The organism is Kribbella sp. NPDC104740, from assembly GCF_055583505.1.
Window position 1 is genome coordinate 1,051,548 of record NZ_JBVJNV010000002.1, and the last position, 13,492, is coordinate 1,065,039.

General features: G+C 69.7%; 15 protein-coding genes. 8 read left to right on the forward strand and 7 right to left on the reverse strand.

What is annotated here, in order from left to right; all coding sequences use genetic code 11:
* Positions 1 to 17 precede the first annotated feature (17 nt).
* Positions 18 to 1,400, forward strand: coding sequence for a PP2C family protein-serine/threonine phosphatase (locus ACZ6Z4_RS14365; RefSeq protein ID WP_465562737.1), 1,383 nt, complete (start codon positions 18 to 20; stop codon positions 1,398 to 1,400).
* Positions 1,388 to 2,392 (forward strand): cobalamin B12-binding domain-containing protein, encoded by a 1,005-nt coding sequence (locus ACZ6Z4_RS14370; RefSeq protein WP_465562740.1) that lies wholly within the window; start codon positions 1,388 to 1,390, stop codon positions 2,390 to 2,392. Before ACZ6Z4_RS14365 ends, ACZ6Z4_RS14370 begins: the two co-directional genes overlap by 13 nt.
* Positions 2,393 to 2,397: 5 nt before the next feature.
* Here the strand turns inward: ACZ6Z4_RS14370 and ACZ6Z4_RS14375 are convergent, their stop codons facing one another.
* Genes ACZ6Z4_RS14375 through ACZ6Z4_RS14385 form a run of 3 tightly spaced genes read right to left on the reverse strand, consistent with a single transcriptional unit; the run spans position 2,398 to position 4,525 of the window.
* On the reverse strand, positions 2,398 to 2,691 hold the full coding sequence (locus ACZ6Z4_RS14375; protein ID WP_465562741.1) for a DUF3027 domain-containing protein: 294 nt from the start codon (positions 2,689 to 2,691) through the stop codon (positions 2,398 to 2,400).
* 23 nt (positions 2,692 to 2,714) lie between these two features.
* Positions 2,715 to 3,224, reverse strand: coding sequence for a hypothetical protein (locus tag ACZ6Z4_RS14380; RefSeq protein WP_465562743.1), 510 nt, complete (start codon positions 3,222 to 3,224; stop codon positions 2,715 to 2,717).
* On the reverse strand, positions 3,221 to 4,525 hold the full coding sequence (locus ACZ6Z4_RS14385) for an amidohydrolase (RefSeq protein WP_465562745.1): 1,305 nt from the start codon (positions 4,523 to 4,525) through the stop codon (positions 3,221 to 3,223). The genes ACZ6Z4_RS14380 and ACZ6Z4_RS14385 overlap by 4 nt, the downstream gene beginning before the upstream one ends.
* Before the next feature lie 145 nt (positions 4,526 to 4,670).
* Here ACZ6Z4_RS14385 and ACZ6Z4_RS14390 point away from each other — a divergent pair, with 145 nt between their 5' ends.
* Positions 4,671 to 5,315, forward strand: a complete 645-nt coding sequence (locus ACZ6Z4_RS14390; protein WP_465562747.1) for an alpha-ketoglutarate-dependent dioxygenase AlkB — start codon at positions 4,671 to 4,673, stop codon at positions 5,313 to 5,315.
* Positions 5,316 to 5,328: 13 nt separating this feature from the next.
* Here ACZ6Z4_RS14390 and ACZ6Z4_RS14395 read toward each other — a convergent pair whose 3' ends face one another.
* Positions 5,329 to 5,979, reverse strand: coding sequence for a hypothetical protein (locus tag ACZ6Z4_RS14395; protein WP_465562749.1), 651 nt, complete (start codon positions 5,977 to 5,979; stop codon positions 5,329 to 5,331).
* Between the two features lie 120 nt (positions 5,980 to 6,099).
* Here ACZ6Z4_RS14395 and ACZ6Z4_RS14400 point away from each other — a divergent pair, with 120 nt between their 5' ends.
* The 3 genes from ACZ6Z4_RS14400 to ACZ6Z4_RS14410 all read left to right on the forward strand — a co-directional run bounded on the left by ACZ6Z4_RS14400 (position 6,100) and on the right by ACZ6Z4_RS14410 (position 9,182).
* The gene (locus ACZ6Z4_RS14400; protein ID WP_465562750.1) at positions 6,100 to 7,323 is read left to right on the forward strand and encodes an MFS transporter; all 1,224 of its coding nucleotides are present in this window, start codon (positions 6,100 to 6,102) and stop codon (positions 7,321 to 7,323) included.
* Positions 7,323 to 7,961: a pyridoxamine 5'-phosphate oxidase family protein gene (locus ACZ6Z4_RS14405; RefSeq protein ID WP_465562752.1), complete on the forward strand. Its 639-nt coding sequence runs from the start codon at positions 7,323 to 7,325 to the stop codon at positions 7,959 to 7,961. The genes ACZ6Z4_RS14400 and ACZ6Z4_RS14405 overlap by 1 nt, the downstream gene beginning before the upstream one ends.
* 78 nt (positions 7,962 to 8,039) lie before the next feature.
* Positions 8,040 to 9,182, forward strand: a complete 1,143-nt coding sequence (locus ACZ6Z4_RS14410; protein WP_465562754.1) for a sensor histidine kinase — start codon at positions 8,040 to 8,042, stop codon at positions 9,180 to 9,182.
* Here ACZ6Z4_RS14410 and ACZ6Z4_RS14415 read toward each other — a convergent pair.
* The gene (locus ACZ6Z4_RS14415) at positions 9,162 to 10,373 is read right to left on the reverse strand and encodes an alpha-hydroxy acid oxidase (protein WP_363668753.1); all 1,212 of its coding nucleotides are present in this window, start codon (positions 10,371 to 10,373) and stop codon (positions 9,162 to 9,164) included. The genes ACZ6Z4_RS14410 and ACZ6Z4_RS14415 overlap by 21 nt on opposite strands.
* A gap of 81 nt (positions 10,374 to 10,454) precedes the next feature.
* Here ACZ6Z4_RS14415 and ACZ6Z4_RS14420 point away from each other — a divergent pair, with 81 nt between their 5' ends.
* Complete coding sequence (locus ACZ6Z4_RS14420) at positions 10,455 to 11,165, forward strand: FadR/GntR family transcriptional regulator (RefSeq protein WP_363668751.1); 711 nt, start codon at positions 10,455 to 10,457, stop codon at positions 11,163 to 11,165.
* Here the strand turns inward: ACZ6Z4_RS14420 and ACZ6Z4_RS14425 are convergent.
* Entirely contained in the window at positions 11,155 to 11,706 is a 552-nt protein-coding gene (locus ACZ6Z4_RS14425; RefSeq protein WP_465562757.1) for a class I SAM-dependent methyltransferase, read from the reverse strand. The genes ACZ6Z4_RS14420 and ACZ6Z4_RS14425 overlap by 11 nt on opposite strands.
* Before the next feature lie 13 nt (positions 11,707 to 11,719).
* The gene (locus tag ACZ6Z4_RS14430; protein WP_465562759.1) at positions 11,720 to 12,151 is read right to left on the reverse strand and encodes a DUF6069 family protein; all 432 of its coding nucleotides are present in this window, start codon (positions 12,149 to 12,151) and stop codon (positions 11,720 to 11,722) included.
* Between the two features lie 160 nt (positions 12,152 to 12,311).
* Here ACZ6Z4_RS14430 and ACZ6Z4_RS14435 point away from each other — a divergent pair, with 160 nt between their 5' ends.
* Complete coding sequence (locus ACZ6Z4_RS14435; RefSeq protein WP_465562760.1) at positions 12,312 to 13,484, forward strand: sensor histidine kinase; 1,173 nt, start codon at positions 12,312 to 12,314, stop codon at positions 13,482 to 13,484.
* The last annotated feature ends 8 nt before the right edge of the window (positions 13,485 to 13,492 follow it).

The following is a 13,492-nucleotide window of genomic DNA, read 5'->3' on the forward strand; positions in this document are numbered from 1 at the left end:
CAGCCGAATCAGCTGGCGTGCGGGCGGAGTCGTCCGGAGTACACGGTGAGTCCGTCGGCGTCCGCCACGAGGCGTCCGGCGTACGCGGTGAGTCCGTTGGTGTCCGCGGCGAGGCGTTCGGCGTACCGGTGGAGTCGGCTGGTGTGCGGCCGGAGATTGTCGAGGAGATCGGGGTCAGCATGACCGGGTCTCTCAATCTGCGGCGGTGTGTGCTGCAGTTGCTGAGCGGGGTGCAGCCGGAGTTCGCCGAGTGGGCTGTGTTGGTGTGGATCAACCCACGGACCGGTGCGTTGACGGTCTGGGGTGGTGAAAACCCGGCGACGAGTGTGAAGGTCTCCCGGCGGATGATCGCCGGGCAGGTGCTCGAGCGGATTCTGACGACCGGGCACACCGAGCTGCTGCATGTGGCGCTCGAGGAGATGAGTTCCGACGCGCTGGCCAGCATGGTTCCGCACGCCGCGTTGCGGGAACAGGCCGCGGCGCTGCGTCCTGTCGACGTGCTCGGGCTTGGGCTGACGGCGCGTGGCGTCACCCTCGGGGCCCTGGTGATGGTTCGCGGCCAGGGGCGCGGTTTCTCCGAGGCTGACGTCGCCATCGGTGAGCAGCTCGCGGCGCGGGCATCCCTCGCCCTCGACTCCGCGCGGCTGTACGAGCAGAGCAGCCGGGTCGCGGCCGCGCTGCAGGAGAGCCTCGTGCCGCCGGAGCTTCCCGCGGTGCCGGGGGTGGACCTCGCCGCCAGGTACCGGCCGGCCGTGGAGCAGCTCGACATCGGCGGTGACTTCTACGACGTGTTCCGTGCGGGTGACGAATGGCTCGCTGTCCTTGGCGACGTCTGCGGCAAGGGCGTCGACGCCGCGGTACTGACAGGACGCGCCCGGCAGAGCCTTCGCACGGCCGCGCACTTCGAGCGGCAACCGGGTGCGCTGCTGTCTGCCTTCAATACCGTGTTCTCTCAGGATCCGTCGAACCGCTTCATCACGCTGGTTTGTCTGCGGATCCGCGCGGCCGCGGACGGCTTGGCTGCCGAGATCGACGTCGCCGTCGCGGGCCACTCTGCGCCGGTTCTCGTTCGGGCCGACGGGCGCGCTGAGCAGCTGCCGATCGAGGGCACCGTCGCCGGCGTCGTACCGGATGTGGCCTACCCGACGATCACCGTGCGCCTGGAGCAGGGCGATGCGCTGCTGATGTCCACCGACGGCGTCGAGGAGGCGCGCGGTGCGGACGGGTTCTACGGAACGGATCGGCTGCTGCGACTGCTCGGCGAGTACGCCGGCGCGGGCGCTGACGCGATCTGCGGCGCCGTCGAGCAGGACGTCGTCGAGCACCTGGACGGCCGCGCCCATGACGACATCGCGCTGCTGGCGATCAGTTGCGGAGGATCACTCGGATGGCAGAGCTGACCGTACCGGCGAACGACGCCCTCGACGCCCTCGACGCCTTCGAGCTCGCGCTGGCCGCTGTCGACACGTCGGCGGCGTTGGAGGTCGTGGAGAACCAGCTGGCGCAGGGCGTACCGCCGGTCGTCGTACTGACCGACGTTGTTGCGACTGCCCAGCGCAATGTCGGGACGCGGTGGCAGCGCGGCGACTGGACGGTTGCCGAGGAGCACGCGGCGACGGCCGTGGCTGCGGCGGCGACCGAGGCTGTCGCGCGGTACACGCGGCAGCTGCCGGTGACTCGGGGCAAGGCGCTGGTCGCTTGCGCTGAGCGGGAGTGGCACGCGCTGCCGGCGATGATCATCGACTGCGCGCTGCGGGCCGACGGATGGGACACGACGCTGCTGGGGGCCTCGACTTCGCCGCTGCGGCTCGGCCAGTACCTGCAGGATCACGGGCCGGACGCGTTGGCGGTCAGCTGCTCGATGCTGGGTGCGCTGCCGACCACTCGGCGTTTCGTGGAAGCCAGTACGACGGCCGGAATCCCGATCGTGGTGGGCGGCGCGGCGTTCGGAGTCGACGACGTACGGGCGCGCGCTCTCGGCGCGACCGCGTGGGCCGCCGACGCGCCGAGCGCCGTACTGGCTGCGCGTGAACTGCCGACGGTCGTCCCCGCGGCCGAACCACTGCCCGCCGAGGCGTCGGCGGAACAGGCGACGCTGGAGCTGTCCCATCGCGAGATCGCCGGGCGTCTGCAGGCGACGTGGGACGTCGACCCCAGCCTCGAGATCGTCGAGGACGCGGTCACTCAGACGCTGCATGCGGTTTGGGCCGCGCTCCTGACCGGCGACCCGCGACCGATCCCGCAGACCGCGCAGTGGATCACCGACCTGCTCAGTGCGCGCCGTGCAGACCCGTCCAACACCGTTGCCCTGGGCCACCACCTGAGGACGGAGCTGCGCGACTACCCGCTCTCCCACAGGCTCGTCACCGAGTCCTGGCCGACGGGGGCCTGACCGGCTCACATCTCTTCGGGGACAGCCCAGGTCCCTGAAGGGGTGAAGGCGTCGCAGCCGTCGTGTTCGAACATGACGGTGCGGTCGTGCGGAGACGCGGGGTTGGCGCACGCGCCGTGGTCGTGACCGAGGTCGCCGGCGAGCGGGAACCAGAAGCGGCTGGCGCCGCATTGTTCGTCGTACCAGGTCTCGAGGTAGGCCGGGTCGGCGGTGGAGCGCGTCCTTCGGGCGACCCATCGCGCGTGGATTGCGTCCCGCTCTTCGGGGTTGGTGCCGGCGCGGTGGGGTGGGTTCGGCACGGGGGCTCCTGGGGTGGGTGTTGTTACCAGGTTCTTCGGAATCTGAAGCCTTGGGCGTCGGTGGACTCGATGTAGGCCATGGCTTGGATTGAGCGGTCTGCTGGGGAGCGGGCTGGGAACTTGGTGAGCTCGGGGGCTTGGAGGTCGAGGAGGGTGGCGGCTGTGCGGAACTCGCCGAGTGGGTCGAGGTCGATGAGCTCGGCGGCTCGGTAGAGGAGGGCCAGGGACGGGATGACGTCGCGGAAGTCGTCGGTGAGGTCCAGGGCTACGGCTGTTGCTATGAGGGCGGTGCGGATCTGGTTGGGGTCTCTGTCTCGGACGGCGAGGGAGGCTGCACGTTCGGCGTAGGTGGCCAGGACGCCGGCTGCTCCCAGGGGCATTTTCAGTTTGAGGGCTTGGAAGGAGAGGCCGGGGACGGCGGCAGACAAGAGGGTGTGGATTTGATGGTCTCGGTGGGATGGGAGGGGTTTGGGGCCGTACTCGCGGTTGATGGAGGGGCGGAGGAGGTTGAAGTCCTTGTCGGCGGGGGTCATGGCGCGTAGTGCTGGATAGCGTTGGGGGTGGTGAGGGTTACCAGGGAGTGGGCTACTTCGTTGGCCTGGTTGAGGATTTCGCGGAGGTCGGCGTTGGTCAGGGACTGGTTGTGGACTACCAGGTGGCCGGCTACCAGGACGTGGATCACGTCGGTGGGGCGGATGGAGTAGACGAGGGCTGCCAGGGGGTTGTGGAGGGGCTGGTTGTGGGGGGCTGAGAGGTCTACCAGGGTGATGTCGGCTGGGTGGCCTGAGGTGAGGGTGTTGGGGTGGGTGGCCAGGCGGAGGGTTTGGGAGAGGGACATCCAGGTGGCGTCTTGCTCCTTGTGCTTTTCGGTGAGGGCCGTCAGGCGGAGGGACTCCCACATGTCTTGGGTGTTGTGGGCTGCTGCGCCGTCTGTGCCTATGGAGACTGGGATGCCTGCGGCTTGGAGGTTGCGGATGGGGGTTGTGTTGCTCATGGCAAGTTTCAGGTAGACCTTGGGGCAGGTCGCGATGACGGTGCGGTCGGCGTGTTGGGCCAGGAGGGTCACGTCTTCGTCGGTGAGGGCGCAGGCGTGGGCCAGGTGGGCGCCGGCTTCGAGGATGCCGGTGCGGTGCAGGAGTTGGATGGGGGTGGCGTTGTGGTGGGTCAGGGAGGAGGTGGTTTGTTCTCGGGTTTCTGCTGCGTGGAGGTGGATTCGGAAGTTCTCGGAGCGGGCTACTTCTGCGGTGCGCGTCAGGTCTTCTTCCGACACGGTGTAGGGGGCGTGCGGGCCTAGGCTCGCGGTGATTCGGGGGTTGCCCAGGTCGCGGATCTGGCGGGCTGTGGCGAAGGAGGCTTCTCTTGCTTCGGGGCCGGTGGAGGTGAAGAAGGTGGGGGCCAGGTCGGCTCGGATGCCTAGTTCTACGGCAGCTTGGGCTACTTGGTCGGCGTGGAAGTAGTGGTCGGCGAAGGACGTGATGCCGGACAGGAGCATTTCTGCGCAGGCCAGGCGGGCGCCGACTCTCACTCGTTCTGGCGTCAGGTTGGTTTCCATGGGCCAGATCTTCTGGTTGAACCAGTTGTCCAGGGAGAGGTCCTCGGCTGCGCCTCGCATCAGGACCATCGGGGTGTGGGTGTGGGCGTTCGTGAGGCCGGGGATCGCCAGGAGGCCGGTGGCGTCGAGAACCTCTGCGTCAGGGAGTGGGTTCTGTTGGGTCGGGGTGACGGCGGTGATGGTGTCGTCGGTGATGTGGATGTCTTGGGCGTCTTGAACGAAGCAGTCGCCCGAGTCGGGGGTGACCAGGACTGCGCAGTTCCGGATCAGGGTGCTGGTCATGGGGGCAGTCTTTCGTGGGTGAGGGGCAGGGTGGAAGGTGCCTCATTCGTCCCACGGGCACCACTGGTTTCAGGTGGTGGTGGGCGTCGGTCAGGCGATCGACAGTCAGGGGAACATATGTTCGAATCTCGGGTACAGTGGCGCTATGGGTGCTGACCTTCAAGCGTCCTTGCTGGATGCGTTCGCTGATCCTGAGCTGGGGTCGCTGGACGCGGTGCAGCGGACGAAGCTGAGCCACGGGGCGTGGATCGACGTGCTGCCGGGGTGGTTGTCGGGAGCCGATCAGGTGTACGAGCGGCTCGCCGTGGACGTGCCGTGGCGGGAGGAGCGGCGGCAGATGTACGACCGGGTGGTAGAAGTACCGCGGCTGCTCTGCTTCTACGGGGAGAACGTGACGTTGCCGCTGCCGATCCTGGACGAGGCTCGGGAGATGTTGAGCGAGCATTACGCCGAGGAGCTGGGCGAGCCGTTCCGGACTGCTGGGTTGTGCTACTACCGGGACGGGCGGGACAGCGTTGCCTGGCACGGCGACAAGCTGGGACGTGGGGAGCGGGAGGACACGATGGTCGCGATCCTTTCGGTGGGTGAGCCTCGGGTGCTGGCATTGCGGCCTCGGCCGGGCTCGGTGAGTGGGCCTGTTGGCTCGACCATCCGGTATCCCTTGGGGCATGGGGATCTGATCGTGATGGGTGGGTCCTGTCAGCGGACTTGGGAGCATGCGATTCCGAAGGCGTCCGGGCGGATCGGGCCGCGGATCAGTGTGCAGTTCAGGCCTCGTGGGGTGCGGTGACATGTGCGGCTCCTCAGGCTGCGATCGGTAGGTCGGAGGCTTCGGTGGTGAGGTCGGCGAGGAAGACGGTGTCGCGTGAGGCCACATAGAAGCTGAGCAGGCGGACGCCGAGGGAGCGGCAAACCCGGGTGGCGGCGTCTGCCCATTCGCGGTCGGTGACAGTGGTGGTGGAGGGGCCTCGGCGGCCCAGGGCCAGGACGAGAGAGCCTCCGGGGTAGACCTGGAGTGGGCGGATGACGGGGCGTAGGGCGGCGGCCTTGTTGGTGGGGCGTGCGGAGGTGGGTGCGATCGCCGCGGGGTGGTGGGAGCCCGTGGAGGCCGCGGGAGTCTGCAGGGTGGGCGGCACGGCGAACCGCGCGCCAAGAGGCGACGCGGGCGCCGTGGCGGAGAGCGCGGCAGGGAGCGCGGCAGGCGCCGCGATGGTGGGATGCCGGCGGCGGGAGCGGTGGCGGGGCGTGTGGTCCGGGATGGGGTCGGGGATCAGGTCTCGGAGGTCGATGGCGATGGCGCCTTTGAAGTGGTCGTGGTGGTCGCAGATGATCAGCGTCAGGGCGCCCCGGCTGCGGTCGCCGGCGGTGGAGTAGAGGTCGACCACGTCGCGGGTGAGGGTGGGATCGGTGAGGGGGCGCAGGCGCCAGTCGGTGGGGAGGTCGGTGAAGGTCATGCAAAGAAGATGCCGTGGAAACCGGGCGCTTCCGGAGTTGTCCACAGGGAAATATTGGCCCATCTGAGAGCGACCAGAATGGACCGTTGTGCTGGGCCGGTGCGGATCTAAGGTCGGAGTATGACGACCTCGAAGCGGTTGGCGGCGGCGCAGTTGGTGAGCTCGGTGGGCGATGGGGCCTTCATCGTCACGTCGGCGTTGTTCTTCACGCGGGTGGTCGGGTTGTCGACCGCGCAGGTGGGGCTGGGACTGACGATCGCGTGGCTGGTGGGGTTCCTCACCGGCGTACCGCTCGGGCATCTGGCCGATCGGTGCGGCCCGCGGGTCGTGGCGATCGTGCTGGCGCTGGCGACGGCGGTTTCGGTGGGGTCGTTTCTGGTGGTTCGGAGCTTCCCGTTGTTCCTGGTGGCGGCCATCGCGTACGCGAGCAGCCAGACCGGGCTGACCGCGGCCCGGCAAGCGCTCCTGGCGGGACTGGTCTCGCCACAGGAGCGGACGCGGATCCGCGCAACGCTGCAGGCGACGGCGAACGGCGGGCTCGCGGTCGGGGCCGCGCTCGGCGGGGTCGCGCTGAAGTTCGACACGACGCAGGCGTACCTGACGGTGTTCGCGATCGATGCGGTCAGCTTCTTGGTGGCGGCCGTGCTGCTGAGGCAGGTGCCGCGCGTCGAGGTCGCCGTACGGACGAAGGGCGAGCCCAGGCTCGCGGTGCTGCGCGACCGCCCGTACGCCGTACTGGCGCTCCTGAACGCGGTGATGCTGATGTTCATGCCGCTGCTGAGCCTGGTCGCGCCGTTGTGGATCGTCGAGCGGACCAACGCCCCGGGCTGGGTCGTCGCCTCGCTGCTGGTGATCAATACGCTCGGCGTCACCGTGTTCCAGGTCCGGGTCGCCCGCAGCGTCACCAACCTGCGGACGGCGACGCGGTCGGTGCGGATCGCCGGCATCGCGATGCTCGCCGCCTGCGCGGTGTTCGCGCTGACCGCGTTCGGCGCTCCCCCGGCCGCGACGGCCGTCGTACTGGGTGCGGCCGCCGCGCTGCTGACCTTCGGCGAGATGAAACTCGCCTCCGGCTCCTGGGAGATCAGCTTCGGGCTCGCGCCCGCCGAGCAGCAGGGCCAGTACCAGGGATTCTTCGGGACCGGCCCCGCGATCGCGCGGATGCTCGGCCCGGTGCTGCTGACGACGCTGATCCTCGGGTGGGGTCCGATCGGGTGGCTGGTGGTCGGAGCGCTGTTCCTGGGGACCAGTTGCGCGACTGGTCCCGCCGTACGATGGGCCGCACAGACTCGGCCCGCCAGCCAGGCGGTCCAGCCTTCACCGGTAGAGGAGTACGCCGCCTGATGGACATCCCCGGACTGGTCGAGATCACTACCCACGAAGAGTTGCGCGAGGTCGTCCCCGAGCCGCTCTCCCACGCGTCGGCCAAGGTCCGCAAGGAGCTGCACGACCTCGACAAGGAGTGGCTGGCCGCGTCGCCGTTCTGCCTGATCGCGACCTCGGCGGCCGACGGCAGCTGCGACGTCTCCCCCAAGGGCGACCCGGCCGGGTTCACGCTGGTCCTCGACGACAGCACGATCGCGATCCCCGAGCGAGCCGGCAACCGGCGCATCGACGGCTTCACCAACATCGTCACCAACCCGAACGTCGGGCTGATCTTCCTGATCCCGGGCCGCGGCGAGACGCTGCGGATCAACGGCCGGGCCCGGATCGTCCGCGAGGCGCCGTTCTTCGACCAGATGGTGGTCAAGGGCAACCGCCCGCAGCTGGCGCTGCTGGTCGAGATCGAGGAGATCTTCCACCACTGCTCGAAGGCGTTCCTGCGCTCGAAGGTCTGGAAGCCCGAGACCTGGGAGCCGGACGCCGTCCCGAACCGGGCCACCATCGCGAAGGCGCTGGACCGGCCGAACGACGACCTGGCCGAGCTCGAGCAGTACTACGGGCCGACGTACGAAGAAGGCATCTACAACGTCAAGTACTGACGTACTCCGGGTGAAGCAGGCGCGAGTACTCCGTGGCGACGACGACACCTCGCCGTCGCGGCCTCTAGTGTTCTGAGAGTGACCACGACCTTCTGGCCCCAGGTACGACGGATCGCCCTGCCGGCGTTCGTCTCACTGCTGGCCGTGGTCGGATCGATCGGCGCCAGCAACAACCAGCCGGGCCGACGCGCGGCCGACTGGCTGCTGGTCGTGCTCGTGCTGATCGGTTCGGTGTCGCTGTACTGGCTCCGGACCCACCCGGTGCCCGTGCTGTGGGCGACAGCTGTCTCGACGCTGGTCTACATGCTGCGCGAGTACGGCTACGGGCCGGTGATCTTCAGCTTCGTGATCGCGGTGTTCGCGGCCATCCGCGCGGGGCACCGATCAGCGGGCTGGACCGCGATCGCCGCCCTGTACGCCGGCCACATCCTGGGTCGCTTCGTGCTCGGGATCAACGACCAGAACGTGTACCAGATCCTCCTCGTCGGCACCTGTTTCCTCGTCCTCGGGTTCCTCGCCGAGCTGTTCCGGGCGCACCGCGACCGGGTGATGGCAGCGAAGCGGACCCGCGAGGAGGAGGAGCTGCGCCGCGCCAGCGAGGAACGGCTGCGGATCGCTCAGGAGCTGCACGACGTCGTCGCCCACCACATCTCACTGATCAACGTGCAGGCGTCGACCGCGTTGCACCTGGTCGATCGCAAGCCCGAGCAGGCCGGCCCGGCGCTGTCGGCGATCAAGGACGCGAGCAAGGAGGCGCTGGTCGAGCTGCGGTCGATCGTGGGCATCCTGCGGCAGACCGACGAGTCAGCGCCCCGGCAGCCGGTCGCCGGGTTGGAGCGGCTCGATCACCTGATCAGCAACACGTCGCGCGCCGGGCTGGAGGTGCACACGGTCGTGCACGGCGATCCGCGGCCGCTGCCGACCGGCCTGGACCGGGCGGCGTTCCGGATCATCCAGGAGTCGCTGACGAACGTCGTACGGCACGCGAAGGCGACGGCTGCCACCGTCCGGATCCAGTACGGCGAGGAGACGCTCGTGCTGCAGGTCGACGACGACGGTGAGTCGCTCACCGGTCCGCCGCGCGAGGGCAACGGCATCGCCGGGATGCGCGAGCGGGCCACAGCACTCGGCGGCACACTGACAGCCGGCCGTACGCCGACAGGTGGGCTGCGCGTGATCGCCCACCTGCCGTTGGACGCGTCAGGGCAAGCGGACGTGTGACGGGTTCAGGTCAGCCACGCTGGGGACACCCAGGAGCGCCATGGTCCGCTTGACCTCCGTGGTGAGGATCTGCGCCGCCCGCTCGACACCACGCTGACCGCCGGCCATCAGGCCGTACAGGTACGCGCGGCCAACCAGGCACGCGTCAGCGCCCAGGGCGATCGCTGCGACGATGTCAGCGCCGCTCATGATGCCGGTGTCGAGGTAGACCTCGGCGTCGGAGCCGATGGCCTTGCGGACGTCCGGCAGGATCCGCAGCGGTGTAGGCGCCCGGTCCAGCTGCCGGCCGCCGTGGTTGGACAGGACGACAGCGTCAGCGCCCGCATCGACCACGCGGCGGGCGTCCTCGACGGTCTGGATGCCCTTGATGATCAGCGGGCCGTCCCAGATCGAGCGGATCCAGTTCAGGTCGTCCAGCGTCATGGTCGGGTCGAACAGCTGGTCCAGCAGCTCCGCGACCGTGCCGCCCCAGCTGGACAGGGAGGCGAAGGTCAGCGGGCGGGTCGTGAGCAGGTTGACCCACCAGGCCGGGTGCAGTGACGCGTCGAGCACAGTCTTGGCGGTCAGCGACGGCGGGATGGTGAAGCCGTTGCGGACGTCGCGGAGCCGCGCACCGGCGACCGGTACGTCGACGGTCAGCATCAGCGCCTCGTACCCGGCGGCGGCCGAGCGCTTGACCAGGTCCTCCCCCGCGTCGCGATCACGCCACACGTACAGCTGGAACCACTTGCGGGCATCCGGACCGGCCGCGGCGACGTCCTCGATCGACGTGGTGCCCATCGTCGACAGCGCGTACGGGATGCCGACGTCCTGGGCGACCTTGACGACCGCGCTCTCGCCCTCGTGGTTCATCATCCGGGTGAACCCGGTCGGCGCGAACGCGAACGGCAGCGCGGAGCGGCGGCCGAGGATGTCGGTGCTCAGGTCGAGGTCGCCGACGTCGCGCAGGATCGACGGCTGCAGCTCCATCTCGGCGAACAGCCGGCGGGCCCGCTGCAGGCTGATCTCGGACTCGGCCGCGCCGTCGGTGTAGTCGAACACCGAGCGCGGCGTCCGGCGCTTCGCGATCGCGCGCAGGTCCGCGATGGTGAGCGCCTTCTCCAGCCGGCGCTCGGTCGGGTTCACCGTGACCGGCTTGGCCCGCAGCAGCGGCTTCAGCTCGGACCAGCGAGGGATCTGGCGTTCGGTCATCGGGGCATCCTCGGAAGTCGCGCGAGTGTGGTCGGACCACAGCATAGCCTGTGGTCCGACCACGCAGCTAGACTCGCCAGCGTGAAGAACTACGAGCTGGTGCTGCAGCAGGTCGAGGCTGACCTCGCGGCTGGGCGGCTACGGCTGGGTGGGCGGCTGCCGGGTGAGCGGGCGCTGGCTGAGCAGCTGGGGATCAGCAGGCCGTCGGTGCGGGAGGCGGTGCGGGTGCTGGAGGCGCTGGGCGTCGTACGGACTGCTACTGGGTCTGGTCCGGAGGCGGGTGCGGTGATCGTGGCTGAGCCTGCTGCGCCGTTGACGGCGTTGCTGCGGTTGCACCTGGCCACTAGTCATCTGCCGATGCAGGACATCGTGCAGACGCGGGTGCTGCTGGAGTCCTGGTCGGCGCGGGAGGCTGCGGCGCGCTTCGGCTCCGACACGGGGCTGCAGCTGGCAGAGGCCGAGGGGCTGCTGGAGCGGATGGATGCGGACGGGCTGTCGCCGGAGGAGTTCCACCTGCTCGACGCGGAGTTCCACGTCGCGCTGGCGGGGCTGGCGGGCAACGTGCTGATCGCTGCGGTGATGGGGTCGTTGCGGTCGGCCATCCACCAGTACGTGCTGGCCGCCGTACCGAATCTGCCGGACTGGGACGCTACGGCGGTCGCACTGCGGGCTGAGCACCACGGGATCGTGGCCGCGATCAGGAGCGGGCGGGGCGAGGACGCGGCGCAGCTGGTGACCGAGCACATCGAGGGGTTCTACCGGGCGGCTCGGCTGTCCTCGCCTACCTGGTAGCAGCGCCGGCGATGAACGGGATGGGAATCAGACCCGGCATCGTGAAGTGCTCCAGCTGGAGCGTGGTGAAGCCGGACTGGTCGATGGCGACCTGGATGTCGCGGGCCGGGTTGCAGCCGCGGTCGAAGCGGCGGGTGAGCGGGGCGGCCAGCTTTTGCAGCCGGTACGTCGTACTGCCACGCGCGGCGGCGACGTGCTCGACGAAGACGAAGCGACCGCCGGGGCGGAGGACGCGGTGTAGCTCGGCTAACGCTGCGGGGAGGTCGGCGACCGAGCAGAGCACGACAGTCGAGAGGATGCCATCGATGCTTGCTGAGGGCAACGGGATCTGCTCGGCCCCGGCATCCAGCACTCGCTTCTCAGGAGCCGTTCGGGCGAGCTGAGCCCGTGCCCGGCGGTTCGGCTCCAGGCCGATCCACTCGACGCCGGCGGGCAGGTCGGCGAAGTTGGCGCCGCTGCCGGCGCCGATCTCGAGGACCGTGCCGGACAGCGAGCGGATCAGGTCGCGCTTCGCCGTCCGGTAACCGCTCCAGTTCCTCATCTCGGTGGTCACGTTAGTTGCAGCGTTCGCAGACCGACAAGGCCGTGCGGTGCAGGCCGGCGATCACGACCGCGCCGACGACCAGGTGCAGCGACGCCAGGCCGAGCTTCGCGCCGATCCCGATCCCGGCGACCAACGGGCTGCCGAGCGACATGATGCAGGCGCACGCGGCGATCACCGTCCACACCTTGCGGGCGTTGACCGTACGCCGCTCGAGCAGCGCCAGCAGGCCCCAGCCGGCGAACGCCATCAGGGTCGCCGAGACGAAGACCGAGACCCAGGTGATGTCGATCGTGGCGGAGCCCTGCTCGGCCTGCAGGTCGATGCCGGCCAGCGGGCCGAGGACCGCCCAGGCGACGAGGGCCGCGGCCGATGTCGCGCCGACGACGGCCAGGCGACTCTTGCCCTCGACGCGGGTGCGGGGCTTGTTCGCGGTGATGGTCATCTTCGTGCCTTCCGGTGAGCGGGTCGATGTGCGACCAGAGTCGCCGGAGAGCGCGATCCCGGGCATCGGCCGCGGGGCCGGGGCCGCCTGCCCGGAAGTCGGTCCGGCATCGACTTTGGTCGGTGGTCGCCCGGACCGGGCCGGATCTAGGCTCGGGGGCATGAATGCGACCTGCTCCAACGAGTCCGACCTGCGGATCCCGGGCGAGCCGCCGCGCTGGGTCGGCGACGTGGTCGGGGTGGCCTCGGTCGCGGTCCTCACCGCCGCCACCATCTTCGGGCGGCAGTCCGGTCCGGACGGATCGCGGTACCTGATCCTCGACGTGATCGTCGGGATCGTTGCCGTCGGCCTCATTCTCCCGCTCGCCCGGCGCCCGGTGCAGTCCGCGCTCGCGCTGTCCGCGCTCGCCGTCCTCTCCCCCGCCGCGACGCCGCCGTCGACGGTCGGGACGCTGACGGTCGCGCAGCGGCGGCCGCTCAAGGTCGCCGCGCTGATCGCGCTCGCGGGTACCGTCGGGCACCTGATCCAGTGGCTCTGGCGGCCGGTCGAGGGGCTGAACCTCTTCTGGTACGTGATCGTCGACATCGCGGTGCACGCCGCGCTGATGGCCTGGGGCCAGTGGGCGCAGGCACGCCGGGCGCTGCTCGGATCACTGAGAGAGCGCGCTCTCCGAGCCGAGAGCGAGCAGGGCCGGCGGGTGGCCGAGGCGCGGATGCTGGAACGGACGAAGATGGCGCGCGAGATGCACGACGTGCTCGCGCATCGGTTGTCCTTGCTCGCGACGTACGCCGGAGCACTGGAGTACCGGCCGGACTCCTCGCCGGAGAAACTCGCGCAGGCCGCGGGCGTGATCCGGACCGGGGTGCACCAGGCGCTCGACGAGCTGCGAGAGGTGATCAGCGTGCTCCGCGACGGCGAGATCGACGAGCTGCCCGGCGGGCGGCCGCAGCCGACGTTCGGCGATCTCGACGCGCTGGTGCAGGAGTCGAGAGACGCGGGGAGCGCGATCTCGTACGCCGCTGAGGTGAGCGCGGCCGAGACGTTGCCGCCAGCCACCGGGCGTACGGCGTACCGGGTCGTGCAGGAAGGGCTGACGAACGCGCGCAAGCACGCGGCCGGGCGGCCGGTCAGCGTGATCGTGCGGGGGCGGCCGGGTGACGGGCTGGTGATCGAGCTGCGAAACCCGGGCGGGAACGGCGTACCGGCCGCGCCTGGGAGCGGAACCGGGCTCGTTGGGCTGACCGAGCGAGTGAACCTCGCGGGCGGGACGCTCGATCACGGGAAGACGGCGGGCGAGTTCCGGCTGCATGCTGCGTTGCCCTGGCCGGAGTGACTACGGTG